Annotated in this window: 25 protein-coding genes; 12 read left to right on the top strand and 13 right to left on the bottom strand. The window is 68.5% G+C overall.

What is annotated here, in order from left to right; genetic code table 11:
- Positions 1-73: 73 nt before the first annotated feature.
- Together NUW50_RS11460 and NUW50_RS11455 are read left to right on the top strand one after the other, a co-directional pair.
- A complete protein-coding gene (locus tag NUW50_RS11460) occupies positions 74-1,780 on the top strand; it encodes a tetratricopeptide repeat protein (RefSeq protein WP_258289239.1) in 1,707 nt (568 codons plus the stop codon).
- Positions 1,758-2,615 carry a 4-(cytidine 5'-diphospho)-2-C-methyl-D-erythritol kinase gene (locus NUW50_RS11455; RefSeq protein ID WP_443135102.1) on the top strand — a complete coding sequence of 286 codons (858 nt, stop codon included), beginning with the start codon at positions 1,758-1,760 and terminating at the stop codon, positions 2,613-2,615. The genes NUW50_RS11460 and NUW50_RS11455 overlap by 23 nt, the downstream gene beginning before the upstream one ends.
- An 8-nt stretch (positions 2,616-2,623) precedes the next feature.
- Here NUW50_RS11455 and NUW50_RS11450 read toward each other — a convergent pair whose 3' ends face one another.
- Positions 2,624-3,613, bottom strand: a complete 990-nt coding sequence (locus tag NUW50_RS11450; RefSeq protein ID WP_258289326.1) for a polyprenyl synthetase family protein — start codon at positions 3,611-3,613, stop codon at positions 2,624-2,626.
- Positions 3,614-3,667: 54 nt separating this feature from the next.
- On the opposite strand from NUW50_RS11450, the gene NUW50_RS11445 reads away from it, so the two are divergent.
- From NUW50_RS11445 to NUW50_RS11435, 3 genes are all read left to right on the top strand, one after another.
- Positions 3,668-3,880 (top strand): putative signal transducing protein, encoded by a 213-nt coding sequence (locus tag NUW50_RS11445; protein WP_258289238.1) that lies wholly within the window; start codon positions 3,668-3,670, stop codon positions 3,878-3,880.
- The gene (locus NUW50_RS11440) at positions 3,880-4,635 is read left to right on the top strand and encodes a tRNA1(Val) (adenine(37)-N6)-methyltransferase (protein WP_258289237.1); all 756 of its coding nucleotides are present in this window, start codon (positions 3,880-3,882) and stop codon (positions 4,633-4,635) included. Before NUW50_RS11445 ends, NUW50_RS11440 begins: the two co-directional genes overlap by 1 nt.
- Before the next feature lie 117 nt (positions 4,636-4,752).
- On the top strand, positions 4,753-4,917 hold the full coding sequence (locus NUW50_RS11435; protein ID WP_258289325.1) for a YdcH family protein: 165 nt from the start codon (positions 4,753-4,755) through the stop codon (positions 4,915-4,917).
- Here NUW50_RS11435 and yddG read toward each other — a convergent pair.
- The 4 genes from yddG to NUW50_RS11415 all read right to left on the bottom strand — a co-directional run bounded on the left by yddG (position 4,909) and on the right by NUW50_RS11415 (position 8,914).
- Positions 4,909-5,787 carry an aromatic amino acid exporter YddG gene (gene yddG / locus NUW50_RS11430; RefSeq protein ID WP_258289236.1) on the bottom strand — a complete coding sequence of 293 codons (879 nt, stop codon included), beginning with the start codon at positions 5,785-5,787 and terminating at the stop codon, positions 4,909-4,911. The two genes, NUW50_RS11435 and yddG, sit on opposite strands and share 9 nt — an antisense overlap.
- 58 nt (positions 5,788-5,845) lie before the next feature.
- Entirely contained in the window at positions 5,846-6,571 is a 726-nt protein-coding gene (gene phbB / locus NUW50_RS11425) for an acetoacetyl-CoA reductase (RefSeq protein WP_258289235.1), read from the bottom strand.
- 95 nt (positions 6,572-6,666) lie between these two features.
- On the bottom strand, positions 6,667-7,839 hold the full coding sequence (locus NUW50_RS11420; protein WP_258289234.1) for an acetyl-CoA C-acetyltransferase: 1,173 nt from the start codon (positions 7,837-7,839) through the stop codon (positions 6,667-6,669).
- A gap of 229 nt (positions 7,840-8,068) precedes the next feature.
- The gene (locus NUW50_RS11415; protein WP_258289233.1) at positions 8,069-8,914 is read right to left on the bottom strand and encodes an EAL domain-containing protein; all 846 of its coding nucleotides are present in this window, start codon (positions 8,912-8,914) and stop codon (positions 8,069-8,071) included.
- 110 nt (positions 8,915-9,024) lie between these two features.
- Between NUW50_RS11415 and NUW50_RS11410 the strand changes: the two genes are divergently transcribed.
- Together NUW50_RS11410 and NUW50_RS11405 are read left to right on the top strand one after the other, a co-directional pair.
- Entirely contained in the window at positions 9,025-9,612 is a 588-nt protein-coding gene (locus tag NUW50_RS11410) for a DNA-3-methyladenine glycosylase I (RefSeq protein ID WP_258289232.1), read from the top strand.
- Positions 9,613-9,668: 56 nt separating this feature from the next.
- Positions 9,669-10,910 (top strand): PAS domain-containing protein, encoded by a 1,242-nt coding sequence (locus tag NUW50_RS11405; protein ID WP_258289231.1) that lies wholly within the window; start codon positions 9,669-9,671, stop codon positions 10,908-10,910.
- 13 nt (positions 10,911-10,923) lie between these two features.
- On the opposite strand, the gene NUW50_RS11400 is transcribed toward NUW50_RS11405, so the two are convergent.
- Entirely contained in the window at positions 10,924-11,481 is a 558-nt protein-coding gene (locus NUW50_RS11400; RefSeq protein ID WP_258289230.1) for a TlpA family protein disulfide reductase, read from the bottom strand.
- A 10-nt stretch (positions 11,482-11,491) separates the two neighbouring features.
- Here NUW50_RS11400 and argH point away from each other — a divergent pair, with 10 nt between their 5' ends.
- Both argH and NUW50_RS11390 read left to right on the top strand, forming a co-directional pair.
- Entirely contained in the window at positions 11,492-12,892 is a 1,401-nt protein-coding gene (gene argH, locus NUW50_RS11395; RefSeq protein WP_258289229.1) for an argininosuccinate lyase, read from the top strand.
- Entirely contained in the window at positions 12,889-13,026 is a 138-nt protein-coding gene (locus tag NUW50_RS11390; RefSeq protein WP_258289228.1) for a hypothetical protein, read from the top strand. The genes argH and NUW50_RS11390 overlap by 4 nt, the downstream gene beginning before the upstream one ends.
- A 106-nt stretch (positions 13,027-13,132) precedes the next feature.
- Here the strand turns inward: NUW50_RS11390 and NUW50_RS11385 are convergent, their stop codons facing one another.
- The 4 genes from NUW50_RS11385 to NUW50_RS11370 form a co-directional block, all read right to left on the bottom strand.
- A complete protein-coding gene (locus NUW50_RS11385; RefSeq protein WP_258289227.1) occupies positions 13,133-13,738 on the bottom strand; it encodes a pyridoxamine 5'-phosphate oxidase family protein in 606 nt (201 codons plus the stop codon).
- A gap of 94 nt (positions 13,739-13,832) precedes the next feature.
- Positions 13,833-14,576 (bottom strand): lysophospholipid acyltransferase family protein, encoded by a 744-nt coding sequence (locus tag NUW50_RS11380; protein WP_258289225.1) that lies wholly within the window; start codon positions 14,574-14,576, stop codon positions 13,833-13,835.
- Positions 14,576-15,460 carry a cell division protein FtsX gene (locus NUW50_RS11375; protein WP_258289324.1) on the bottom strand — a complete coding sequence of 295 codons (885 nt, stop codon included), beginning with the start codon at positions 15,458-15,460 and terminating at the stop codon, positions 14,576-14,578. The genes NUW50_RS11380 and NUW50_RS11375 overlap by 1 nt, the downstream gene beginning before the upstream one ends.
- A 47-nt stretch (positions 15,461-15,507) precedes the next feature.
- Positions 15,508-16,185, bottom strand: coding sequence for a cell division ATP-binding protein FtsE (locus NUW50_RS11370; protein ID WP_258289224.1), 678 nt, complete (start codon positions 16,183-16,185; stop codon positions 15,508-15,510).
- A gap of 200 nt (positions 16,186-16,385) precedes the next feature.
- Here NUW50_RS11370 and NUW50_RS11365 point away from each other — a divergent pair, with 200 nt between their 5' ends.
- On the top strand, positions 16,386-17,306 hold the full coding sequence (locus NUW50_RS11365) for a zinc-ribbon domain-containing protein (RefSeq protein WP_258289223.1): 921 nt from the start codon (positions 16,386-16,388) through the stop codon (positions 17,304-17,306).
- Between the two features lie 49 nt (positions 17,307-17,355).
- On the opposite strand, the gene NUW50_RS11360 is transcribed toward NUW50_RS11365, so the two are convergent.
- The 3 genes from NUW50_RS11360 to NUW50_RS11350 all read right to left on the bottom strand — a co-directional run bounded on the left by NUW50_RS11360 (position 17,356) and on the right by NUW50_RS11350 (position 22,495).
- Positions 17,356-20,025, bottom strand: a complete 2,670-nt coding sequence (locus NUW50_RS11360; RefSeq protein WP_258289222.1) for a DUF4175 domain-containing protein — start codon at positions 20,023-20,025, stop codon at positions 17,356-17,358.
- 46 nt (positions 20,026-20,071) lie between these two features.
- Positions 20,072-21,337 (bottom strand): diaminopimelate decarboxylase, encoded by a 1,266-nt coding sequence (lysA, locus tag NUW50_RS11355; protein ID WP_258289221.1) that lies wholly within the window; start codon positions 21,335-21,337, stop codon positions 20,072-20,074.
- 195 nt (positions 21,338-21,532) lie between these two features.
- Positions 21,533-22,495, bottom strand: coding sequence for an acetyl-CoA carboxylase carboxyltransferase subunit alpha (locus tag NUW50_RS11350; protein ID WP_258289220.1), 963 nt, complete (start codon positions 22,493-22,495; stop codon positions 21,533-21,535).
- Between the two features lie 200 nt (positions 22,496-22,695).
- Here NUW50_RS11350 and NUW50_RS11345 point away from each other — a divergent pair, with 200 nt between their 5' ends.
- The gene (locus NUW50_RS11345) at positions 22,696-23,532 is read left to right on the top strand and encodes an AraC family transcriptional regulator (RefSeq protein ID WP_258289219.1); all 837 of its coding nucleotides are present in this window, start codon (positions 22,696-22,698) and stop codon (positions 23,530-23,532) included.
- A complete protein-coding gene (locus NUW50_RS11340; RefSeq protein WP_258289218.1) occupies positions 23,514-23,963 on the top strand; it encodes a DUF1801 domain-containing protein in 450 nt (149 codons plus the stop codon). The genes NUW50_RS11345 and NUW50_RS11340 overlap by 19 nt, the downstream gene beginning before the upstream one ends.

Below are 23,963 nucleotides of genomic sequence, written 5' to 3'. Positions count from 1 at the left end.
GCCGGATTCATTGCGCCTTTGCGCATTGATCGCTAACTTTGCCGCCAGACCCGATACGAGGCGGACCCCGGCCATGACGATTTCCCTGAAGAGCAGTCTTTTCGCCCTGTCGCTCGGCCTGGCCGGCCTGGGCAGCGGCCCGGGCGTTGCCGGAGTGGCGGCCGGCGCCTATCTGGCCGCGATGCATGCCGCATCGGAAAGCGACTTTGCCAAGGCTGCCGAGTATTTCACCCGCGCCCTCGTCGGCGACCCCGACAATACCGAGATGATGGAAGAGGCGGTTGCGGCCTATGTCGGGCTCGGGCGCTTCGACCTGGCCCTGCCGCTGGCCGAGCGGCTGGCCGCCACCGGAACCGACAGCCAGATCGGGGCCATCGTGCGGCTCGAACAGCTGGCCGCCGCCGAGGACTATCAGGGCGTTCTGGACCTGCTGGACAATGGCTCGGCCCATGTCGCGCCGCTGGTCGATGGTCTGATCCGGGCCTGGGCCGAACTGGGGGCCGGGCGCTCGACAGAGGCGCTGGCCGAGATGGATGCGGTGGCCGAAAAGGCCGCGACCCGGGCCTTCGGTCTGTATCACAAGGCATTGGCCCTGGCGCTGGTCGGCGACTACGAGGGCGCCGAGGCGATCCTTGCCGGCACCGGAAGCGACCGGCTGACCCTGACCCGGCGCGGAGTCATCGCCCGGGCCGAGATCCTCAGCCAGCTCGAACGCAATGCCGATGCGGCAAAGCTGCTGACCGATACCTTCGGCACCGATCTGGACCCGGCCCTGGCCGAGCTGAAAGCACGGCTCGATGCCGGTGAGCCGCTGCCGATGACGGTGATCACCGATCCCCGCGACGGGCTGGCCGAGGTCTTCTTCTCGGTCGCGACCGCGCTGAACGGCGACACGCCGGACGGCTTTGTCCTGGGCTTCACCCGGACCGCCGAAGCCCTGCAACCGAACCATGTCGATGCCATCCTGCTGTCGGCCAGCCTTCTGGAACGGCTGCACCGCTATGACCTGGCGATCGCCACCTATGACAGGATTCCGGCCTCCAGCCCCTATTTCCATGTTGCCGAGTTGGGCCGCGCCGATGCCCTGCGCCGCGACGGGCAGGTCGAGGAATCCATCGCGGTGCTGCAGCGCCTGTCCGAAACGCATGACTCGATCCCGGCGATCTTCGTGACCTTGGGCGATGCGCTGCGCAAGAGCGAGCGCTATGCCGAGGCCGCCACCGCCTATGACCGGGCCATCGCGCTCTACGGCCCGCCGCAGGAGTCGCATTGGGTGGTCTATTTCTCGCGCGGCATCGCCGAAGAGCGCGAGAAGAACTGGGATCGCGCCGAAGCCGACTTCCGTACCGCGCTGAAACTGCGCCCCGATCAGCCGCAGGTTCTGAACTATCTCGGCTATTCCTATGTCGAGATGCAGCGGAACATGGACGAGGCGCTGGACATGATCCAACGCGCCGTCGCCGCCCGCCCTGACGACGGCTACATCACCGACTCGCTGGGCTGGGTCTACTACCGCCTGGGCCGCTACGACGAAGCCGTCGTCCAGATGGAGAAGGCCGCCGAGCTGGTGCCGGTCGATCCGGTGATCAACGACCACCTGGGCGATGTCTACTGGGCCGTGGGCCGCAAGCGCGAGGCCGAGTTCCAGTGGTCGCGGGCCCTGTCCTTCGACCCCGAGGAAGCCGATGCCAAGCGGATCCGGCGCAAGCTCGAGGTCGGTCTGGACGAGGTGCTCAAGGAAGAAGGCGCGGCCCCGCTTGCCCTTGCCAAGGAAGGCTGAGGCGCCGGTCGGCGGCCCGGTCCGCGAAACCGCCCCCGCCAAGATCAATCTGGCGCTGCATGTCACCGGCCGCCGCGCCGACGGCTATCACCTGCTCGATTCCCTGGTCGCCTTCGCCGATGACGGGGACCGGCTGACGGTCGAACTCGGCCCGGCCTCGGTGCTGCATGTCGCGGGGCCGGAGGCGCAGGGCGTTCCCACCGATGACGCGAACTCGATCCTGCGCGCCGCGGCGCTGATGGGCGCGCAGGTCGTGGTCCATCTCGACAAGCAGCTGCCTTCGGCGGCGGGAATCGGCGGCGGCTCTTCGGACGCCGCGGCAGCGCTGCGGGCGATCCGGAAGCTGACCGGCACCGCCCTGCCGGACCGGCCCGAGCGGCTGGGCGCCGATGTCCCGGTCTGCCTGACCCCGAGCGCGGCGCGGATGCAGGGAATCGGAGAGGTGGTGACCCGTGTCGCGCTTGCGCCGCTGCCGGCGGTTCTGGTCAACCCGCGCCGGGCCGTCGCCACGCCCGCCGTCTTTGCAGCCCTCGCCCGCGCGGATATGCCGCCGATGCCCGACCCCCTGCCGCCGCTCCTGACCGCAGAAGACGCGATCCTGTTCCTGGCCGCGCAGCGCAACGATCTGGAACCGGCCGCGATCGGGCTGGAACCGGCGATCGACGCAGTGCTGGCGGCCCTGTCGCGGCAGCCCGAAGTGCGGCTGGCGCGCATGTCCGGCTCGGGCGCGACCTGCTTTGGGCTCTGCGAAACGCCCGAGGCAGCACATCGCACGGCGCTGGCACTGGCCGGGCTGCATCCCGGGTGGTGGGTGAAAGAGACAGTCTTGCGCTGAGGGGCGGCCTAGTTGATCCGGCTGACCACATAATCGGCGAGTTCCGACAAGACGGCTTTCAGCGGCACTTCGGGCAGGGGCGCCAGCGCCGCACGCGCCTTCGCCGCCCAGTCCCGCGCCGTGGCGGAGCTGCTCGCCAGCGCGCCGTGCCGCTGCATCAGCGCCAGGGCCTGTTCCAGATCGTCGTCGCGCTGGTCGCCCTTCTCGATGACCCGGACCCAGAAGTCGCGCTCTCCCGCCGCCGCCGCGCGGATCACCGGCAGCGTCACCTTGCGCTCGCGGAAATCGTCGCCGCGGTTCTTGCCCAGCGCGTCCGATCCGCCATAGTCGAGCAGATCGTCAGCCATCTGGAAGGCCACGCCCAGCGCATCACCATAAGAGCGCAGCGCCGTCACGACCTCGGGCGCCGCCCCGGCGATCACCCCGCCGACCTCGCAGGCCGCCGCAAACAGCGCCGCCGTCTTGCCGCGGATCACCTGAAGATAGACCGTCTCGTCGGTGCGCAGGCTTTGCGCCGCGGTCAGTTGCAGCACCTCGCCTTCGGCAATGGTCGCCGAGGCGTTGGCCAGGATGTCCAGCACCTGCAGGCTGCCGGTCTCGACCATCAGCTGGAACGAACGGGCAAACAGGTAGTCGCCGGTCAGGACCGAGGACTTGTTGTCCCAGAGCAGGTTCGCCGTCGGCCGCCCCCGCCTCTGGGCGCTTTCGTCGACCACGTCGTCATGCAGCAGGGTTGCGGTGTGGATGAACTCGACCGTCGCGGCCAGATGGACATGGAAGGGCCCGTCGTAGCCACAGAGCCGCGCCGCCGCCAGGGTCAGCATCGGCCGCAGCCGCTTGCCCCCGGCCTCGACCAGATGCGCCGTCACCTCGGGAATGCGCGGCGCGTGTTCCGACGCCATCCGGGTCCGGATCAGCGTGTTCACGGCGGCCATATCCTCGGCCAGGATCGCCGCCAGCGCGTCCTGCGGTTTGCGTGCTTGTTCGTCCAGCCCCATCACCCTGCCGTCCATGTCTCGACAATTGCCCGTCGGGCACTCACTCTCGGCGCCATGAAAGAACTTCTTCGGACCACCGACCCCACCGTCATCGCCTTCGCGACCGCCCTGTTGGACGGCGAAGGTATACGGGCCTTCGATCTCGACGTCCACATGAGCGTGCTCGACGGCTCGATGGGCATATTGCCACGCCGCCTGATGGTGCGCGACGAGGATCATGCCGCCGCGTCGCGGGTGATCCGCGACAACGGGATCGAGCCTGAGTGATGTTCGACCTCCCGGATCTGGACCGTTCGGCCTTTCTGGGCGGCAGGTTGGCGATCTGGCAGCCGCGGCAGGGCTATCGGGCCGGCATCGACCCGGTGCTGCTGGCCGCCGCGGTCCCGGCCAGCGCCGGGCAATCGGTGCTGGAACTCGGGCTGGGCGCCGGGGTCGCCAGCCTCTGCCTGGGGGCCAGGGTGCCGGGGCTGGCGCTGACCGGGGTCGAACTGCAACCCGCCTATGCCGAACTGGCGCGCCGCAATGCCGCCGAGAACCGGCTGCCGCTGCAGGTGGTCGAGGCCGACCTCACCCGCCTGCCGGCCGACCTGAAGGCGCGGAGCTTCGATCATGTGCTGGCCAACCCGCCCTATTACCCGGCCCGCAGCCGGGTGCCCGCCAACGATCCGGGGCGCGAGACCGCGATCGCCGAGGAACTGCCGCTGGCCGAATGGGTCAGCGCCGGGGTCAAGCGGCTGCGGCCGGGCGGCTGGCTGGTGATGATTCAGGCGGCGACCCGGCTTCCGGCCATCCTTCGGGCGCTGCCCGACACCGGCATCACCGTGATTCCGCTGCTTCCGCGCCCGGGTCGCACACCCGAACGGGTCCTGCTTCGGTATCGCAAGGGAAGCCGTGCCGAATTCCGACTCAGCTCTGGGTTGATTCTCCACGAAAACCCGGCGCATCCCGGCGACTGCGACGATTTCAGCCCCTGGGCGCGCGACTGTCTTCGCAACGCGGCGCCATTTCCGGCCGGTTTCTAGGGGTTTCGCGATATCTTGCGCGAAATCGGACCGATCGTCTCGGTTGCATTCTTGTTAATGACTCAACAGGGATTATGTGTTGGAGTGTGACTGCAACTGACGAAGGGAGACTGAATGATGAGCCTCAACGCACATCTGCTGGAACTTCGCAAAAAGCACCTTGCGCTCTCGGATGAGGTCGAAAAAGCGGTACGCAGCCCGGCATTTGACGACCTGGCAATCACCAATCTCAAGAAGCAGAAACTGAAGATCAAGGAAGAGATCGAGCGTCTCTCAAACTGACCCGTCTGATGCCTCGGCGGCGCTGGCGCGGATCGCGACCAGTGCCCCTCCGGTAATCAGCAGGACCGAGATCAGAATCCGCGGCGAAGCGGGCGTGAAACCCGTTGCCACAAGGATCAGCGTGCTCAACACGGGGGCGGCGTAGCTTGCCGTTCCAAGCAGTCTGATATCGCCGCGTTTCACGCCGAGGTCCCACAGGAAGAAGGCCAGGCCGACCGGCCCAAGGCCCAGCCCGGCGACACCCAGCCAGCCCGTCGCCATGGTCGGCCATGCGGTCTCTTCCATTGCCAGATGCAGCGGCACCGACAGGATTGCGGTGGCGATGCAGAACAGCGTCACCGCCTCGGTCGGCACCGCCCCCAGACGGCGCGACAGCACGGAATAGAGGCTCCAGGTCAGCGCGCAGAGGAAGGCCAGACCGTAGCCGGGCAGATGGGCGCTGGAAAACCCGACCCCGCCCGACATGACCAGCCCGGCCCCGGCGAGCCCCATGACGGCACCGACCAGATGTCCGAGGCGCAGCGGTTCCTTCAACAGCAGCCCCGAGAACAGAACGATGAACAGCGGCCAGAGATAGGCGATCAGACTGGCCTCGGCGGGCGGCGCCAGGCGCAGGGCCGAGAAATAGAGCGCGTGATAGGCAAACAACCCCAGCGTGCCGAAGCCCAGCACCCGCAGGGGCACCCGGCGCAGCACGCCCAGACGGCCACGCGCCCAGCACCAGACCAGACCGGCCAGACCGGCCACGGCAAAGCTCATCGCGTTCAGCTGGAATGGCGGCACCGGCCGCGTCGCCACCGTGAACAGTGCCAGCAATGCCCACAGCAGCACCGCGCCAAAGCCCAGATATGTGGCGGTTCTGCGGTTCATGAAAACGGGCGGCACATCATGCCGCCCGCTCTATCGCGCTGGTCCGGCCTTGAAAAGGCTAGACGAAATACTGCCCGCCATTGGCCGAGATCGTCGATCCGGTGATGAAACCGGCCTCGTCCGAAGCCAGGAATACAACGCAGCGGGCGATTTCCTCGGGCTCGCCCAGGCGGCCCACCGGGATCTGCGGAATGATTCGCTCGTTCAGCACCTTCTCGTCGATCGCCCGCACCATCTCGGTGCCGATGTAACCCGGGCAGATCGCGTTGACGGTGATCCCGGCCCGCGCGCCCTCTTGCGCCAGCGCCTTGGTCAGCCCCAGATCACCCGCCTTCGAGGCCGAGTAATTCGCCTGCCCGGCCTGGCCCTTCTGGCCGTTGATCGACGAGATCGTGATGACCCGGCCGAACTTGCGGTCACGCATCCCCGGCCAGATCGGATGGGTCATGTTGAACACGCCCGACAGATTCGTGTCGATCACCTCGCGCCATTGTTCGGGGCGCATCTTGTGGAACATCGCGTCGCGGGTGATCCCGGCGTTGTTCACCAGCACCTCGACCGGGCCCAGCTCGGCCTCGACCTTCGCGATTCCGGCGACGCAGGCATCATAATCCGCCACCGACCACTTGTAGCACTTGATCCCGGTCTCGGCGGTGAATTGGGCGGCGGCTTCATCATTGCCGGCGTAATTCGCTGCAACCTGATAGCCAGCGGCTTTCAGCGCAACGCTGATCGCCGCGCCGATTCCCCTGGTTCCCCCCGTCACGAGCGCAGTTCTTGCCATGTCGTCCTCCTGGTGCTTCGACACTATGTAACTTGATTACCTAATACAGAGCGAGTGCGCAATATTATTGCGCGCTCAGCCCAGGCTTTCCGATGTCAGCGCTCGACGCAGAGCGCCACGCCCATGCCACCGCCGATGCAGAGCGTCGCCAGGCCCTTCTTGGCGTCGCGGCGCTGCATTTCGAACAGCAGGGTGTTCAGAATCCGGGCGCCGCTGGCCCCGATCGGGTGGCCGATGGCGATTGCCCCGCCATTGACGTTGACGATCGCCGGGTCCCAACCCATGTCCTTGTTGACCGCGCAGGCCTGGGCGGCAAAGGCCTCGTTGGCTTCGATCAGATCGAGATCCTCCACCTTCCAGCCGGCCTTGGCCAGCGCCTTGCGGCTGGCATGGATCGGACCGACACCCATGATCGACGGATCGACGCCGGCGGTCGCATAGCCGGCGATCCGCGCTAGCGGCGTGATTCCCCGCTTCTCGGCTTCCTTGTCCGACATCAGGATCACGCCCGCCGCGCCGTCGTTGATGCCGCTGGCATTGCCGGCGGTGACGGTGCCGTCCTTGACGAAGGCCGGGCGCAGCTTCTGCATCGCCTCGATGGTGGCACCGTGGCGGATGTATTCGTCCTGATCGACGACGGTTTCACCCTTGCGGGTCTTGACCGTGAAGGCGACGATTTCGTCGGCGAACTTGCCGGCCTTCTGCGCCGCCTCGGCCTTGTTCTGGCTTTCCAGCGCAAACTGGTCCTGCTGCTCGCGGCTGATCTGCCATTTCTCGGCAACATTCTCGGCCGTCTGACCCATGTGATAGCCGTTGAACGCATCCCAAAGACCGTCCCGGATCATCGTGTCGATGAAGCTGAGGTCGCCCATCTTGTGGCCATTGCGCAGGTTCTGCGCGTGGACCGACATCGACATGTTCTCCTGACCGCCGGCGGCCACGATCTCGGCATCGCCCAGCATGATGTGCTGCGCGCCCAGGGCCACCGCCCGCAGGCCGGAACCGCAGACCTGGTTGATGGTCCAGGCGGCGCTTTCCTGCGGCAGACCGGCGTTGATATGCGCCTGGCGGGCCGGGTTCTGACCCTGCGCCGCGGTCAGAACCTGACCCAGGATGGTTTCCGAGACCTCACCCTTGTCGATGCCGGCGCGGGCAACGAGTTCCTGCAGCACCGCGGCGCCCAGGGCGTGGGCAGGGGTGGTGTTGAAGGCACCGCCGAACGAGCCGACAGCGGTGCGGGCGGCAGAGGCGATTACGACATTGGTCATGACAGTGCTCCAGTCATCAAAATGAACTGGGACCAGACTAGCGGCGCCAAGGACGCGGCGACAGCCCAATCCACTCGCGTGATGCGGCGGACCCTAGGGTGCCGGTCCAAGCGATGCAACGACCTCAAAGGTCGCAGGCTGCGGCGGGGTTGAACCGAACGGCAGAACGGCGCCGAAAGGCGCCGCCCGCATTGCCCCGAAGGCCAAATCTCCCGTCGGTGATAATCGTCTAGCCGGCGCGCCGCCGGGCACTTTCGCGCTGCTGATGCCACCAGGGACGCAGGGTCGGTGCTCCGAAGCAATAGCCCTGCATGCAATCGATTCCATTGGCGGTCAGCCATTCGCCGTCTTCCACGGTCTCGACGAACTCGGCCACCGTGAACATCTCGAAATGTTCGGCGATCGAGATCAGCGCCCGGACCAGCACCTGATCGTCGGGACTGTCGGCGACGCCCTGGATGAACTGGCCGTCGATCTTCAGGATGTCGAAATCGAAATCCCGGAAATAGCGAAAGGCCGTATAGCCGGCGCCGAAATCGTCCAGGGCAAAGCAGACCCCGCGCATGTGCAGATCGTCCATGAACACCCGCACGATGTCGGGCATCAGCATGGCCGAACATTCGGTGATCTCCAGAATCAGCCGCTCCGCCGCCGTCGGGTCCAGGGCCAGGCCGCGGTTCAGCACCGCCATCCAGCGCGGATAACCGATCGAGCGGGCCGACATGTTGATCGCAAGGCGCAGCGCGGGTTCCGAGGCCAGTTCGTTCAGGCCCATCTCCAGCGCCAGGCAATCCAGTTCGCGCCCCAGTTCATGGGTTTCCACGGCGGACATGAAATCCTTGGCGGGAATTGTCCGGCCGGTGCCGTCCTGCACCCGGATCAGCCCTTCCCAGAAGGCCGGCTTGTCGGCGCGCCGGGCCTGCATCACCGGCTGGAAGGCCAGCATGGCCCGCTTGTTGCGGACCGCCTCGGCCACCATCTTCAGCGTGGCGCCGTCGCGCTGGCTGACCGCGAAATTCAACGGGCTGGCCATGGATGGGTCGATCTCCGACCCGGATGCAGTCTGCGCAATCATTCGACACCACTCCCCTCGCAACTGCCGTCATGATAGCCCTCGAAAACCTAATGCGCGGTAAACCCCGGCCCGGAATTCCCGGCGCGGCGGGTCGGAAGACGGAGACCGGAATGAACGAGAGATGCGACTGGTGCGGCAACGATCCGATCTACGTGGCCTATCACGACGACGAATGGGGCGTGCCCGAATGGGACGGCCGGGCCCTGTGGGAAAAGCTGGTGCTCGATGGGTTCCAGGCCGGGCTGAGCTGGATCACCATACTGAAGAAGCGTGACAATTTCCGTGCCGCCTTCCAGGGGTTCGACCCCGCGGTGATCGCCGAATGGGGCGAGGATGACATCGCCCGGCTGATGAACGACCCGGGCATCGTCCGCTCCCGCGCCAAGATCGCCGCCACGATCGGCAATGCCCGGGCCTATCTGGAGATCGAGTCGCGGCAGGGCTTTGCGCCCTTCGTCTGGGATTTCGTCGATGGCGCACCACGTCAGAACCGCCCCGCCAACCGCCACGAGGTCCCCACCGAGTCGCCCGAATCGCGGGCCCTGTCCCGGGCGCTGAAGGCCGCGGGCTTCAAGTTCTGCGGACCGGTCATCACCTATGCCTTCATGCAGGCCACCGGGTTGATCAACGACCATTACCTGACCTGCCCGGCCCGGGCCCGGGTCGAGGCCCTGGCCCGGCCGCCGCAGCCCGGTTAAGCCTTTATTCCGGTTTTCCGTGCGACACCGTCGCTGCCGCAGCCGGAGACCCATGCATGATCCAGGCCGAACCCCTCGCGCATCCCGATCCCGGTGTTGACGAGGCAACGCTCCGCTTCGACGACCTGTTCTATACGCGGACCGACCGGCACGGCATGCTGCAGGCCGGGAACGAGGCCTTCGGTCGGGTGGTCGAATACGGCTGGGACAGGCTGCTGGGCGCGCCGCACCGGATTCTTCGCCATCCCGACATGCCCAGGGCGATGTTCTGGCTGCTGTGGGACCGGATCCGGCAGGGTCTGCCGACCGGCGTCTACATCAAGAACCGCACCCGGAACGGCCGGGTCTACTGGGTCTTTGCCCTGGTAGCGCCGGTCGGGAACAGCGAGGTTTCGGTCCGGATCAGGCCGGCATCCGGGGTTTTCGGGCGCTGCCGCGACATCTACCGGCAGGCCCTGGCACGCGAGACCGCCGGGCTCGACCCGCGGGCCTCGGCCGAGGCGATGCTCGGGGAGCTCTGCCGGGACGGTTTCGCCGGCTACGAGGAATTCATGGGCGTGGCGCTGTTCAGCGAGATCCGGGCCCGCTGCGCGGCGGTCGGCAAACGGCCCCCGGAACGCCTGACCCTGATTGCCGAGCTGCACGGCCTGCTGCGCGAGGCGCTGCACCGGAAGCAGGCGCTGCTCGGCGCCTTTGACGAAATCCGTTTGGTCCCGACCAACCTGCATATCGTCGCCTCGCGGCTCGAATCCTATGGCGGCCCGGTCTCGACCATCGCCGAGAACTACCGGCTGATGTCGTCCGAGGTGACCCGGCGGTTGGAAGAACTGACCGGACCGGACAGCCGCACCGCGCCCTGCGACCGGCTGCAGATGACCGTCGCCGAGGGGCTGTTTCTGACCGGCGCGACGCTGCTCTTCACCGAGGCCCGGGACAGCTGGCGGACCGATCCCGCGGCGCCCGGCATCGATTCAGCGACCGAGACCGCCCTGCTCGACGGGCTGGACCGGGCCTTCCGGGCCCGGGCGGTGACCTGTCTGGGCACCGTGGCACGCGCCGCGGTGCATCTGGCGGCCCGCTGCCAGGACCTCAAGCGCCAGATGCTGGGGCTCGATTCGATCCGGGTGCTGTGCCGGGTCGAGGCCGGGCGGCTGCCCGAGGACAGCGAGGGATTGCAGGCCATCATCGCCACGCTGGACCGGTTCCATTCCCGGGGCGCAGTCCAGCTGGACGGCATCCTGGCCCTGGCGCGGCAGATCGTGGCGTTGACCCAAACCGCGACCAAGGCCGATCCCTAGGCCGCCCTGCGGGCTAGTCGGCCAGCAGTTCCGCGACGATCGCCCGGGCGCTCTCGCCCGACCAGTCGGCATCGCCGATCAGCCGCGCCACCTCGCGCCCCTCGGGATCGACCAGCACGGTCAGCGGCAGCCCAAGAACCCCCATCTGCCGGGCCAGCGCCTGATTGGGGTCGAGCAGGATCGGCAGTTCGTCCGCCTCGACCTCTTTCATGAAGCGCTGCACCGCGGGCAGCGGATTGGGGCCGGTGGCGATGGTCAGCACCTGGAACCGGTCGCCGCCGAACTCGGCCTGCAGGGCATTCAGCCCCGGCATTTCCTTGCGGCAGGGCGCGCACCAGGTGGCCCAGAAGTTCACCAACAGCCATTTGCCCTGATAATCGGCCAGCCGATGCTCATCCCCGGCCGGGTCGGTAAAGGCGCCGTCCCCGACCGCCACCGGATCGGCGAACAGCAATCGCTTCAGCGAGCCGTCGCGCAACGCCTCTGCCGCGGCGACATCTGCGCGGGCCGGGTTTGCACCGGCAAGAAGGCCCGTGTAGAGCACGAGCAGCAGCATGAAAATACGAGGCATGGGCCCTCCGATGACCGACAAGACAAAGACCGCGCAGAACGCGATGTGGGGCGGACGCTTCGCCGCCGGGCCGGATGCGATCATGGAGGCGATCAACGCCTCGATCTCCTACGACCGGCGGCTCGCGGCGCAGGACATCGCGGGCTCGCGGGCCCATGCCGCCATGTTGGCGGCGCAGGGCATCCTCAGCACTAGCGATGCCGAGGCGATCCGGGAAGGCCTGCTCACGGTCTTGTCAGAGATAGAGGCCGGAACCTTCCGGTATTCGACCGCGCTGGAGGATATTCACATGAATATCGAGAGCCGGTTGAAGGAGCTGATCGGCGAACCCGCCGGCCGGCTGCACACCGGGCGCAGCCGAAACGACCAGGTGGCCACCGATTTCCGGCTCTGGGTCCGCGACCAGATCGACGCCGCCGATACCGGGCTGACCGCGCTGATCCGGGCGCTGCTGGCCCAGGCCGAGGCCGGGGCCGACTGGGTGATGCCCGGCTTCACCCATCTGCAGACCGCCCAGCCGGTGACCTGGGGCCATCACATGATGGCCTATGTCGAGATGTTCGCCCGCGACCAGGGCCGGCTGCGCGATGCACGGGCGCGGCTCAACGAAAGCCCGCTGGGCGCGGCCGCGCTGGCCGGAACCTCCTTCCCGCTGGATCGCGAGGCCACCGCCAGGGCGCTCGGCTTCGACCGCCCGATGGCCAATTCGCTGGACGCCGTCAGCGACCGCGACTTCGCGCTGGAATTCCTCTCGGCCGCGACGATCTGCGCGATGCATCTGTCGCGGATGGCGGAAGAGCTGGTGATCTGGTCCTCGGCCCAGTTCCGCTTCGTCACCCTCTCCGACCGTTTCTCGACCGGCTCCTCGATCATGCCGCAGAAGAAGAACCCCGATGCTGCAGAGCTGATCCGCGCCAAGATCGGCCGGATTCTCGGCTCCACCGTGGCGCTCTTCACCATCATGAAGGGCCTGCCCTTGGCCTATTCCAAGGACATGCAGGAAGACAAGGAACAGGTCTTCGACGCTGCCGACGCGCTGATGCTGGCGCTGGCGGCGATGACCGGCATGGTCAGCGACATGACCGCCAACCGCGACGCGCTGAAGGCCGCCGCCGGGGCCGGCTTCTCGACCGCCACCGACCTGGCCGACTGGCTGGTCCGGACCCTGAACCTGCCGTTCCGCGAGGCCCACCACGCCACCGGCGCGCTCGTGGCCCTGGCCGAGAAGAAGGGCTGCGACCTGGCCGATCTGAGCCTGGCCGAACTGCGGACCGGCCATCCCGACATCACCGAGGATGTCTATGCCGTGCTCGGCGTCGAGAATTCGGTCGCCTCGCGGACCTCCTACGGCGGCACCGCGCCGGCCCAGGTCCGCGCCCAGATCGCCCGCTGGAAGGAACGTCTCGGATGACCCGCATTCTCTCTGCCCTCGGCTGCCTGCTGATCCTCGCCGCCTGCGGCGCCGATGGCGAACCCGAGACCCCGACCCGGTCGGGGCTTTCGGTCAGCGGTACCGCCACGATCGGGATCGGCGGCCGGCTCTGACCCGCCGGCCCATCTTCGGGTCCGGAAATACTCCCGCCGGAGGCACCCCCGGCCGCGGCCCGCCGCCCCGGGGCCATGACGCCCGGCGTTCACCGCCCGGCCCGCCTCACCACATCGTCTTCGCCGCGCGCCCGGCCCATTCGGCGTCATAGCCGGCGCCGCCCTCGGCGCCGTCGCTGACCTCGGCCAGGATCTCGCCCGCCGTCGGCAATGCGTCCCCGAGATCGCCCGAACTCCAGAGCCCCGACCGCATGATCGCCCGCGAGCACTGGAAATAGACCTCGCCGATCTCGATCACGATCACGGTCCGGGGCTGCAGGCCCTTCTTCTCGAACCGCGCACGAAGCCCGGCATCGGCGGTCAGCCGCGCGGTACCGTTGACCCGCACCACATTCGTCGATCCCGGCACCATGAACATCAGGCTGACCCGGCCGTCGCGGACGATGTTGCGCAGGCTGTCGATCCGCTGGTTGCCGCGCCAGTCGGGCAGCGCCAGATGCCGGTCGTCCAGTTCCAGCACCACCGGCCCGTCATCGCCGCGCGGGCTGCCGTCGGTGCCTTCCGGCCCGACCGTCGTCAGCACCAGAAACCGCGCCGACGCGATCCAGCGCCGATAGGCCGGGGTGATCCGGTCGGCCACCTTCTGCAACGCGGTCGGCCCCGGCGTGCCATATTGCGCTTGCAGCGCCTCGACCGTCTCGATGAACTCCATCCCTGCCCCCTATGTTCCGGACTTCGGCATTCGCAAAGCCTCCCGACCGGCGCGGATCGTCGCCGCCGCCCCGGCCATCCGCTGCCGCAGGAAGTCAGCCCTCGCGGCTGCCGTTGCCATGGCCAGCCTCCGCCATCAGCCTGTCCGAATGGGTCTCGATCACCTCTTCCAGCCGCTTGGTGACCTCGGCGACGCTCAGCCCCGCCGGAATCCGCGGCAGGAACTCGACCACCGCGACGCCGGGCTTGCGGTAGATGCCGCGCTTCGGCCAGAACAGGCCGACATTGGCCGCCACCGGGACGCAGTCCTGGCCCAGCTGGTCATAGAGGATTCCGGCCCCGACCTTGTAGGGCGCCTTGACCCCCGGCGCGACCCTGGTGCCCTGCGGATAGATCACCAGCTGCCCCGGCTCGGCCTGTCCGGCCCTCACCGCCGCCTTCATCTTCGAGATCGCCTGCGCCCGCTTGCCACGGTTGACCGGCACGCAACCGATCCGCAGCGCGTAGAAGCCCAGTATCGGCGCCCAGCGAAGTTCGGATTTCATGATGAACTTGGGCTTCGGCAGCACGCTGAAGATCATCAGGATGTCGAAGAAGCTCTGGTGCTTGGCGGCGACCACGACCTCGTCCTGCGGCACCTCGCCCCGGATTTCCGAGCGCAGGCCGACCAGATGTGTCGCCAGCCAGCGGACATAGCGGGTATAGGCATGGGTCGCCTTGTAGGCATATCGGCGCGAGGCGATGGCAAAGGGCAGATAGGCCAGCCCCATGACCAGCATCCCCAGATACATCAGCACGATGAAGATCAGCGATCGCAACCATTGCAGCGCATGGGCCATCAGGTCAGCCTCCTCAGCATCCGGAACGCCGCCAGCCGGGTGGCCAGGAAAGCGGCCACGGCGGCCAGCGCCGGCACCGCCAGAGGCACCATCCAGCCCGCCCCTGTAAAGCCAAGCCCGGTCAGGAACCCGCCTTCGACCGAGCTGCGCGGCATCAGCGCCACGGCCAGCAGGCCGGCCCCGGTGCCCATCAGCGCGCCCCAGGCGGCGCGGACGGTGAAGCGGCGCACGAAGGCGCGGGCGATGAAGGCATCGGTGGCCCCGACCAGCCGCAGGGTGCGGATCACCTGGCCGTTCGCCGCAAGCGCCGCCTGTGCCGCCAGAGTCACCATCGCCGCCAGCGTGGCGCCGATCAGCAGCACCGAGATCAGCCCCAGCCATTGCAGCCGCGCCGCCGCCTCGACCAGGGGCCGGCGCCAGCGGGCGTGATCGTCGAGCACCGCACCGGGCGCCTCGGCGGCCAGCCGCAGACGCAGCCCTTCGCTGTCATAGCCGGGATCGGCCTCGGTCAGTTCCACCAGTTCGGGCAGGGGCAGCGCGTCCAGCGGCAGGTCCGGCCCCAGCCAGGGCGCCAGCAGCGCCGCCTGATCCTCGCGGCTCAGCCGTCGAAAGCTGGCCACACCCGGGGTTTCGGCCAGCACCTTCAGCACCGCCTCGGTCTGCGCCTCGACCTGTCCCTCGGGTGCCGAGATCCGCACCGTGGCCGAACGCGCCAGTGCCTGCGACCAGCGCTCGGCCAGCCGGTCGCTGGCCATCGAGAGGGCCAGGGCAAAGACCGCCAGAAAGGCCATCGCGGCGGCGGCAAAGACCGTTAGCCGGACGGTGAAGCCGGTCGGCGGCACCACCCGGTCGCGCGCAGCGATGCCGCGCGGCAGGCCCGCCACCCGGGACCTGCGCGGCGCGGCGCCTGTCGGAGCGGCGCTTCTCCCGCTCACAGATCGGCCCCCGCCGGTTGCACCTGGCGGTCCCGGATCCGCAACACCCGCGCCTGGGTCTGCTGCTTGGCCGCCCGGATCAGGTTCAGGTCATGGGTGGCGATCAGCACCGTCTTGCCCATCCGGTTCAACTCGGTCAGCAGACGCAGCAGGCGCAGCGACATCTCCCAGTCGAGATTGCCCGTCGGCTCGTCCGCGATCACCATGTCGGGCGCCATCACCACGGCCCGGGCCAGCGCCGCCCGCTGCCGCTCACCGCCCGACAGCTGCGGCGGCAGGGCATCGCGGTGGCCGCTCAACCCCACCCATTCCAGAAGCTCGTCAAGGTCGCGGGCCTCCTCCTCGGGATTGCCGCCGGCGACGGTGATCGGCAGCGCCACGTTCTCGCGCAGCGGCAGGTGGTCGAGAAACTGGCAATCCTGATGCACCACCCCGACCCGCCGGCGCAGATGCGCAATCGCATCGCGGCTCAGCCCCCGGACATCCTGGCCGAAGACATCGACCCGCCCCGAGGCCGCAATCAGATCGGCATAACAGAGCCGCAGGAATGTCGTCTTCCCGGCGCCCGATGGCCCGGTCAGGAAATGGAACGAACCCTGCGGAAGCTCCAAAGACACATTCGACAGCAAATTATCGCCGCCATAGCTGTAGGACACGTCCGAGAATGCGATCACCTTGTCCCCTTGGGTCCCCTTCGACCCTGTCGGGCATTCAGACCCTGTCATTCGCCACTGCCCGCGACAGTTTTGCCTCAGGCGCCGTCCCTATTCAATCGCCCCGGGGTGCAATGGCTTGGATATTCGCGGCAAAATTGCTAGTTCTGTGGAAATGCGCGAAACAAAGCGTGTGCCTGACGGCAGAGTGGTGGATACGAATGCGGCTGATTTGCCCCAATTGCGGAGCGCAATACGAGGTTGACGACAGCCTTGTGCCCGAGCTTGGGCGCGATGTGCAATGCTCGAACTGCGGACACGCCTGGTTTCAGCGGCCGGCGCATCTCGACCAGGAATTGGCCGATGAGCTGGGCACGGAACTGCCCGAAGCCCCCTCGCCCGAGCCCGCATCCGGCAGCGACCGCCTCGTCGAAGACCCCGAGGCCAGCGCCGCGCCGACCCAGGCCGACAGCCCGTCCGAAATGGCCCCGCCGCCGCCAGCCGGGGATGCCGGGACAGGGCCCGACGCGGGCCCCGAAAGCGAAGCCGTGGACGCCGGCGACGAAGACGGTGACGAGCCGGACGATACCACGCCCGCACCCGCCGCCCCGATCATGGACGACACGATCCGCGGCATCCTCGTCGAAGAGGCCGCCCGCGAGACCAAGGCCCGCCGCGCCGAGTCCGGCATCGAGACCCAGGGCGACCTCGGGCTGGAAGCCGCCGCGCAGGAGCAGTCCGGCGTGCGCGAGCGCATGGCCCGGCTGCGCGGGCTGGATGTGGACGACCGTGCCGAAAGCGCCGCCGCCGCGGTGGCCGCGGCCACCGGCGCCGGATCGCGCCGCGACCTGCTGCCGGATATCGAAGAGATCAACTCTTCGCTGCGCTCCGCCGAGGAACGCGACCAGGACGCCATCGAGATCGACGAGCCCGAGCGCAAGCGCAGTGGCTTCCGGCTCGGCTTCACGCTGGTGCTGCTGCTCGCCGCGATCGGCATAGCGGTCTATGTCTTTGCCGATTCGATTGCCCGCCTCGTGCCGGCCGCCGAACCGGCGCTGACCGCCTATGTCGATTGGGCCGACCGGATGCGCAGCTGGATCGACGGCGTGGCGCAGGACTGGGTCAAGCGGATCACCGCCTAGGCGCTCGAAACCCGGGGCAGACCGCCGGTCGGCTGACCGGCCCGGGCCCCTAGAACCGGTCCAGCAGTCTCTTCAGGTAATCGCGTTCGGCCTCGGGCCGTTCCTGATCGGCCGAACGCCTGCGCAGCTCGTCGAGAATCTCGCGGGCCCGCCGATAGACGTCCTCGCCCTGCAACAGCTGCTCGTCGGTGCCGACCCGTCCGTTGTTGCCGGGATCGCGGCCCAGCGGGTCGCGCAGCCCCGGCGGCTGACCGTTCTGGCCCAGGTTCTGCCCGTTGCCGTCCTGGCCGGGCTGCTGTTGCTGGGCCATCATCTCGCCGAGATTGCGCATCCCTTCGCGGAGCGCCTCCATCGCCTCGGCCTGACGGTCCAGCGCCCCGGCCAGATCGCCTTCGCGCAGCGCCTCCTCGGCCCGGTCCATCGCCTCGCCGGCGCGGTCCAGTGCCTCGCGCGCCGCATCGCCCTCGACCGTGCCGGCGCCCGGCATTCCGCGTTCCTGTTCCCGAAGCAGATCCCGCAGGGCGTCCTGGCGGTCGGCCAGCTGCTCGCCCGGGCTGCGCGTATCCGGCGTGCCGCCGCTGCCGCTGCCCTGGCCTGCGCCCGGCTCCTGGCCATCGCCCTGCCCCTGGCCCTGACCGTCGCCACCCTCGCCTTCGTCGGGTCCGACGCCCTGCCCCTGGCCGCGCTGCCCCGGGCGGACCCCGCGCCGCCCCTGGCCCTGGGCGCCATCCTGCCGGCCGTCGCGGCCCTCGGCGCCCGGCTGCTGCCCGGGTTGCTGGCCCTGACCGAACTGTTCCTGCAGATCGCCGAAAGTGTCGTCCGACAGTTCCTGCTGCTCGCGCAGGGTTTCGCTCAGCCCCTTCATCGCCTCCTGGCCCGGACCGCCCTGACCCGGCGCCCTGGTGACCTGCATGTTCTCCATCAGCTGGTTCAACTGCTCCAGAAGCGCCTGCGCCTCGGCGGTGCGGCCCTCTTCCATCAGTTGCTGCAACTGCTTCAGCATCTCGTCGAGCTGGTTGGCGGTCATCATGTTGCCCGGATCGTCGCCCGGATTCGGCTGATCGGTGCCCTGTTCCGGCGCCGCCTCGGCCAGCTTGGCGATATAGTCGTCCATCGCCTCGCGCAGCTCGTCCATCAGCTTGGCGATCTCGTCCTGGGTGGCGCCGTTGCGGATCGCCTCGGCCAGCCGCTCCTGCGCCTGGCGCAGCCGCTCGAGCGCATCGGCCAGGTTGCCGTCCTCGATCTCCAGCGCCAGCGACCACAGCACATCGGCAATCTCGTCGCGCACCTCGTCGCTCAGCGGCCCCTTCTCCAGCTCGGATTCCAGCCGCCGGATCACGGTGCGCAGCTTCAGGTAGACGCCCGGCTGCCGGAACGCATCGTCGGGATGCCAGGACACCGCCCGCAGCACCTGCGCGACGCGCGGCGCATTGGCCCGGTTCCACAGGATGTCGCGCCGGTTCTCGACCAGCGCCTTCGCCATGACGTCAAAGAACCGCCGCCCCGGCAGGATGATCTCGGCAGGGCCCGAGGCGCCCTCCTGGCCCGCCGCGTCCTCGGCATAGAGCGTGATCGTCACCGGCAACATCGCCCAGGGATGCTGGGTGAAGTCCTCGGTGATCGTCTCGGTGAAATCGCTGCGGTCGCCGGTCACCGGCAGCGGCAGGTCGATCTCGATCGGGTCACGCGGTTCCGGGTCGATCGCCAGCCCGTAGCGGCGGTCCAGCCGCGACATGTCGAGCCGGATCGTCGCATGGCCGGCCACCACGCCGTAGTCGTCGCTGGCGTGGAAATCCTGCCGCATCTCGCCCTTGACGGTGCGGGTCGCCTCGCCCACCGGCTCGATCGTCGGTGGCTTGTCATCCACGACCGAGATCGCCCATTCCCGGCCGCCGGGCCCGTCGATGGCCAGCTTGCCGTCCCGGACCACCTGGAAGCTCTGCGCCGGTTCCGAAGCGCCCTCGACCTCGCCGACCCGGCCCGAGACGGTCTCGTCCACGATCAGCTGACCGACCTCGCCGTAGAGCCGCAGCGTCAGCCGGCTGCCCTTCGGCACCGACAGCGGCCCGGCGGGAATGTCGGCCAGGTAGAGCGACGGCTTGCCGGTATAAGCCGGCGGCTCGACCCAGCCCTCCCAGGCCGCGGTCTCGGCCGCCGCGTCGACGCCCGGTCCCATCTGGCTGACCGAGGCCACCCGCAGGATCGAGCCGAAGAGCACCGCCATGACAAAGGCCACCAGCGCCACATACCGCAGGGCGAAGGGATCGCGCCGCGCGATCTTCAGGTCGGGCGCCCGGGCCCGCGCGGCCCCGGCCCGCTCGGCCATCCGCGCCACATGCGCCGCCCAGACCGCTTCCGAAGCCGCATCCCCGGCGCCAATCGCCTGCCGGTCGGTGATCGCCTGGATCGGCCGCCCCGGCAGCGTTGCGTCGAGCCGGCCCAGGGCCTCGGCCCGGCTCGGCCAGCGGAACCCGCGGACTCCACGCCAGAGCGTCCAGCCAAGGCCCAGCACCGCCAGCACCGACCCGGCCCAGAACGCCTCCAGCGGCAGCACGTCCTGCAAGCCGAACATCAGGCAGGCCAGCACCGCCATCACGATCGCCACCGCCGGCCAGAAACCGCGCACCAGCCGCTCCGAGACCATGCCCAGACGAGTCAGCAGCAGCGCCCGCCTCAGCGGTCGCGCAGCAGTCTCGGGCAGGTCGGGCAGTCCGGTCATCCGGTCCTTCCAGTTCGATTCGCGCAGTCCGCGACGGCAGGCGCCGTCACATCCATGGCGGCAGAGTATCGCGGTTCACCATCTCGTCATAGCTTGGTCTCGCCCGAATGACGGCGAATTGATGCCCATCGACCAGAACTTCCGGGATCAGCGGCCGCGCATTGTACTCCGACGCCATCACCGCGCCATAGGCCCCGGCCGAGCGGAAGGCGACCAGATCGCCCTCGGCCAGCGGCGGCATCGGGCGCTGCCGGGCAAAGGTATCGCCGGTCTCGCAGACCGGCCCGACCAGATCGGCGGGCAGCTGCTCCACCCCCGCCGCCGGTTCGATCACCGGCACCACGTCGTGATGCGCCGCATACATCGCCGGCCGGATCAGGTCGTTCATCGCCGCGTCGAGGATCAGGAACCGCCGGTCCTCGCCCTCCTTCACATAGATCACCCGGCTGACCAGCAGCCCGGCATTGCCGGCGATCAGCCGCCCCGGCTCGATCTCGATCTCGCAGCCCAGATGCCCGACGCTGCGGCGGATCACCTCGCCGTATTCGACCGGCTGCGGCGGGGCACTGTTCGAGCGTTCGTAGGGAATCCCCAGCCCGCCGCCAAGGTCCAGCCGCCGGATGTCATGGCCATCGGCGCGCAGAAGCCCGGTCAGTTCGGCCACCTTGGCATAGGCGGCCCCGAAAGGCGCCAGCTCGGTCAGCTGGCTGCCGATATGGACGTCGATCCCGACCACCTCCAGCCCCGGCAGCGCCGCCGCCTCGGCATAGACCTCCCGGGCCCGGCCGATCGGGATGCCGAACTTGTTCTCCTTCTTGCCGGTGGCGATCTTCTCATGCGTCCTGGCATCCACGTCCGGATTCACCCTTATGGTGATCGGCGCCACCCTGCCCATGGCGCTGGCGACCTCGCTCAGCGCCCGCATCTCGGGCTCGCTCTCGACATTGAACTGCCGGATGCCGCCTTCCAGCGCCACCCGCATCTCCTCGCGGGTCTTGCCGACGCCGGAAAACACGATCCGCTCGCCCGGCATCCCGGCCGCCCGGGCCTTCAGGTATTCGCCCATGCTCACCACATCGACCCCGGCGCCCAGCCGCGCCATCAGCGCCACCACCGCCAGGTTGCCGCAGGCCTTCATCGCGTAGCAGACCAGGTGATCCATCCCCGCCAGCGCCTCGTCGAACAGCCTGTAATGCCGGGTCAGGGTCGCCGTCGAATAGACATAGAAGGGCGTCCCGACCGCGGCGGCGATCTCGGCGATCGGCACCTCTTCGGCCTGCAACTGGCCCTGATGATACTGGAAATGGTCCATGGCGCGGCCCCGTCTGCGGCTGTTCCCGCCGTCAGTGCCGCGACCGCGAGCCAAGCGCAAGCCCCGCGGGGCTGCAAAGGCTTTACCTTGCAAATATCCTCGGTAGGTGAATTGGCCGTCAGGCCAAGAGGAGGGCAGACAGCCCTCCTTGCTACGTGTCTGCCTTGCGGCGCGGCCGCGCCATGCCCTCGCGGGTCAGGCCGCCAGCCCCTTGGTGCCCATGTCGAGGAATTTCTGCCGCCGGTCCCGGACCAGCGCCTCGGGCTTCTTCCTGGCCAGTTCCTTCAGCATCGCCTCGATCGCCTTGCCGACCGCCTCCACCGCCGCCTTGCCGTCACGCTGGGCGCCGCCGGTCGGCTCGCCGATGATCCGGTCGATCACCCCCAGCTTCAGCAGGTCCTGCGCCGTCAGCCGCAGCGCATCGGCGGCCTCGCGCATCTTCTCGGCATCCTTCCACAGGATCGAGGCGCAGCCTTCGGGCGAGATCACCGAATAGATCGAGTGTTCCAGCATCGCGACCCGGTTCGCGGTGGCAAAGGCCACCGCCCCGCCCGAGCCGCCCTCGCCGATGATGACCGAGACCACCGGCACCTTCAGCGCCAGGCTCTTCTCGGTGGTCCGGGCGATCGCCTCGGACTGGCCGCGCTCCTCGGCGCCCTTGCCGGGATAGGCGCCGGGCGTATCGACCAGGCTCACCACCGGCAGGCCGAAACGATCTGCCAGATCCATCAGCCGGATCGTCTTGCGATAGCCTTCGGGCCGCGCCATGCCGAAATTGCGCTCGATCCGGGTCTTGGTGTCATGGCCCTTCTCCTGCCCGATCACGATCACCGGCCGGTCGTTGAACCGCGCCAGCCCGCCCATGATCGCGTGATCGTCGGCAAAGTTCCGGTCCCCGGCCAGCGGCGTGTATTCGGTGAACAGCTGCTCGATGTAGTCCTTGCAATGCGGCCGGTCCGGATGCCGCGCCACCTGGCATTTCTGCCAGGCGCTCAACCCCTTGTAGAGATCCTTCAGCAGGGTCTCGGCCTTCTTGTCGAGCTGGCTGGCCTCTTTCTCGACATCCATTTCCTTGTTCGACCGCGCCAGGGCGCGCAGTTCCTCGGCCTTGCCTTCGATTTCGGCAAGCGGCTTCTCGAACTCGAGGTAATTGGTCATGCGTCGGGCTCCGTCAGACTCTGCCCTCTATATGGCGGCCCCGCAGGTCCGGCGCAACCGATGCCGCCGTCGCCTCCGCCGCGCCGCCGGGCTATGCCTGCGCACCCCTTTGCGGCAGCATGGCCGGCAAGCGCAGGTCAGCAAGACTTGTGACCCCGGCCTGGGGCATCAGGGGGCCGGAAGACGAGAAAGGGAGACGGATGCAGGGCCCCTACGAACAGCGCCTGTTGCGGGTGATCGCACATATCCATGACGACCCGTCACGCGACCTGTCGCTGGACGCCCTGGCCGAGGTGGCGGCGCTGAGCCGGTTCCATTTTCACCGGATATTCCACGCGATGACTGGCGAAACCGTGGCCGAGACCGTGCGGCGGATCCGGATGAACCGGGCCGCGCACTGGCTGGTGAACGAAGACTGGCCGATCGCCAGGATCGCCGCCCGCGTCGGCCATCCCAACACCCGCAGCTTCGCCCGGATCTTCGCCGAGGCCTTCGGCTGCACGCCCGCCGCCTTCCGCAGAAGGGGCGCGATGACCGCGCCCCTGGCCCCGAAAAGCAAAGGAAGATCACGGATGTTTGACGTCACGATCCAGACCGCCCCGCCCCGCCATGTCGTCGGCCTCGCCCATCGCGGCCCCTACATCACCGTCGGCAGCAGCTTCGAGACGCTGACCGGCATCCTCGCGGCGCGGGGGATGATGGGCCAGGTCCGCGAGATGATCGGCCTCTATCACGACGATCCTTCCGTGGTCGCGCCCGAGGAACTGCGCTCGCACGCCACCTTCGTCCTGGCCGACGGCGCCGCGCCGCCCGAAGGGCTGGAGCAGATCGACCTGCCCGGCGGCAGGTTCGCCGTGCTGCGGTTCAAGGGCCATTATTCGGGTCTGCACAAGGCTTACGAGTGTCTTTACGGCGACTGGCTGAACGGCTCGGGCGAAGAGCCGCGCGACGCCCCGGCGATGGAGATCTATGTGAACTCCCCGATGGACACGGCCCCCGACGACCTGCTGACCGACATATGCCTGCCGCTGAAATGACCCCGCCCGATCCGGTGCGGGCGGCGTTCGAGGCCGCCCCCGCTAGCGCCCGGCCCGGGCTGCGGACGCTGCGGGCGCTGATCCTCTCTGTCGCCGCCGAGACGCCCGGCGCAGAGCCGCTGACCGAGACCCTCCGCTGGGGCCAGCCGGCCTATCTGGCGCCGAAGGGCACCGCGCTTCGGCTCGGCACGCACAGGGCGGCCAGCTTCGCGCTGTTCGCCCATTGCCAGAGCCGGGTCATTCCGGCCTTCCGCGACGGCCCCGGCGCCGGGTTCCGGCTCGACGGCACCCGCGCGGTGCTGTTCGACCGGGTGGACGAAATCCGCCCCGGCCCGCTCTCGTCGCTGATCCGCCACGCCCTGACCTACCGGCTCTGGCCGGGCGGCGCGCAAAGCCGGGGGGCGATTTACAATGCCGCGGGGCGGTCCTAG

The organism is Frigidibacter sp. ROC022, assembly GCF_024723735.1.
Classification (GTDB): domain Bacteria; phylum Pseudomonadota; class Alphaproteobacteria; order Rhodobacterales; family Rhodobacteraceae; genus SLM-1.
Note: the sequence above shows the minus strand (reverse complement) of the source record. Positions and strands in the feature narration are given on the sequence as shown.

What these genes read in the sequence shown, in the direction of transcription:
- NUW50_RS11460 (WP_258289239.1), top strand. Translation starts at nt 74, where the DNA reads ATGACGATTTCCCTGAAGAGCAGTCTTTTCGCCCTGTCGCTCGGCCTG.
- NUW50_RS11450 (WP_258289326.1), bottom strand. Translation starts at nt 3,613, where the DNA reads ATGGGGCTGGACGAACAAGCACGCAAACCGCAGGACGCGCTGGCGGCG.
- NUW50_RS11445 (WP_258289238.1), top strand. Translation starts at nt 3,668, where the DNA reads ATGAAAGAACTTCTTCGGACCACCGACCCCACCGTCATCGCCTTCGCG.
- NUW50_RS11440 (WP_258289237.1), top strand. Translation starts at nt 3,880, where the DNA reads ATGTTCGACCTCCCGGATCTGGACCGTTCGGCCTTTCTGGGCGGCAGG.
- NUW50_RS11435 (WP_258289325.1), top strand. Translation starts at nt 4,753, where the DNA reads ATGAGCCTCAACGCACATCTGCTGGAACTTCGCAAAAAGCACCTTGCG.
- yddG (WP_258289236.1), bottom strand. Translation starts at nt 5,787, where the DNA reads ATGAACCGCAGAACCGCCACATATCTGGGCTTTGGCGCGGTGCTGCTG.
- phbB (WP_258289235.1), bottom strand. Translation starts at nt 6,571, where the DNA reads ATGGCAAGAACTGCGCTCGTGACGGGGGGAACCAGGGGAATCGGCGCG.
- NUW50_RS11420 (WP_258289234.1), bottom strand. Translation starts at nt 7,839, where the DNA reads ATGACCAATGTCGTAATCGCCTCTGCCGCCCGCACCGCTGTCGGCTCG.
- NUW50_RS11415 (WP_258289233.1), bottom strand. Translation starts at nt 8,914, where the DNA reads ATGATTGCGCAGACTGCATCCGGGTCGGAGATCGACCCATCCATGGCC.
- NUW50_RS11410 (WP_258289232.1), top strand. Translation starts at nt 9,025, where the DNA reads ATGAACGAGAGATGCGACTGGTGCGGCAACGATCCGATCTACGTGGCC.
- NUW50_RS11405 (WP_258289231.1), top strand. Translation starts at nt 9,669, where the DNA reads ATGATCCAGGCCGAACCCCTCGCGCATCCCGATCCCGGTGTTGACGAG.
- NUW50_RS11400 (WP_258289230.1), bottom strand. Translation starts at nt 11,481, where the DNA reads ATGCCTCGTATTTTCATGCTGCTGCTCGTGCTCTACACGGGCCTTCTT.
- argH (WP_258289229.1), top strand. Translation starts at nt 11,492, where the DNA reads ATGACCGACAAGACAAAGACCGCGCAGAACGCGATGTGGGGCGGACGC.
- NUW50_RS11390 (WP_258289228.1), top strand. Translation starts at nt 12,889, where the DNA reads ATGACCCGCATTCTCTCTGCCCTCGGCTGCCTGCTGATCCTCGCCGCC.
- NUW50_RS11385 (WP_258289227.1), bottom strand. Translation starts at nt 13,738, where the DNA reads ATGGAGTTCATCGAGACGGTCGAGGCGCTGCAAGCGCAATATGGCACG.
- NUW50_RS11380 (WP_258289225.1), bottom strand. Translation starts at nt 14,576, where the DNA reads ATGGCCCATGCGCTGCAATGGTTGCGATCGCTGATCTTCATCGTGCTG.
- NUW50_RS11365 (WP_258289223.1), top strand. Translation starts at nt 16,386, where the DNA reads ATGCGGCTGATTTGCCCCAATTGCGGAGCGCAATACGAGGTTGACGAC.
- NUW50_RS11360 (WP_258289222.1), bottom strand. Translation starts at nt 20,025, where the DNA reads ATGACCGGACTGCCCGACCTGCCCGAGACTGCTGCGCGACCGCTGAGG.
- lysA (WP_258289221.1), bottom strand. Translation starts at nt 21,337, where the DNA reads ATGGACCATTTCCAGTATCATCAGGGCCAGTTGCAGGCCGAAGAGGTG.
- NUW50_RS11350 (WP_258289220.1), bottom strand. Translation starts at nt 22,495, where the DNA reads ATGACCAATTACCTCGAGTTCGAGAAGCCGCTTGCCGAAATCGAAGGC.
- NUW50_RS11345 (WP_258289219.1), top strand. Translation starts at nt 22,696, where the DNA reads ATGCAGGGCCCCTACGAACAGCGCCTGTTGCGGGTGATCGCACATATC.
- NUW50_RS11340 (WP_258289218.1), top strand. Translation starts at nt 23,514, where the DNA reads ATGCCTGCCGCTGAAATGACCCCGCCCGATCCGGTGCGGGCGGCGTTC.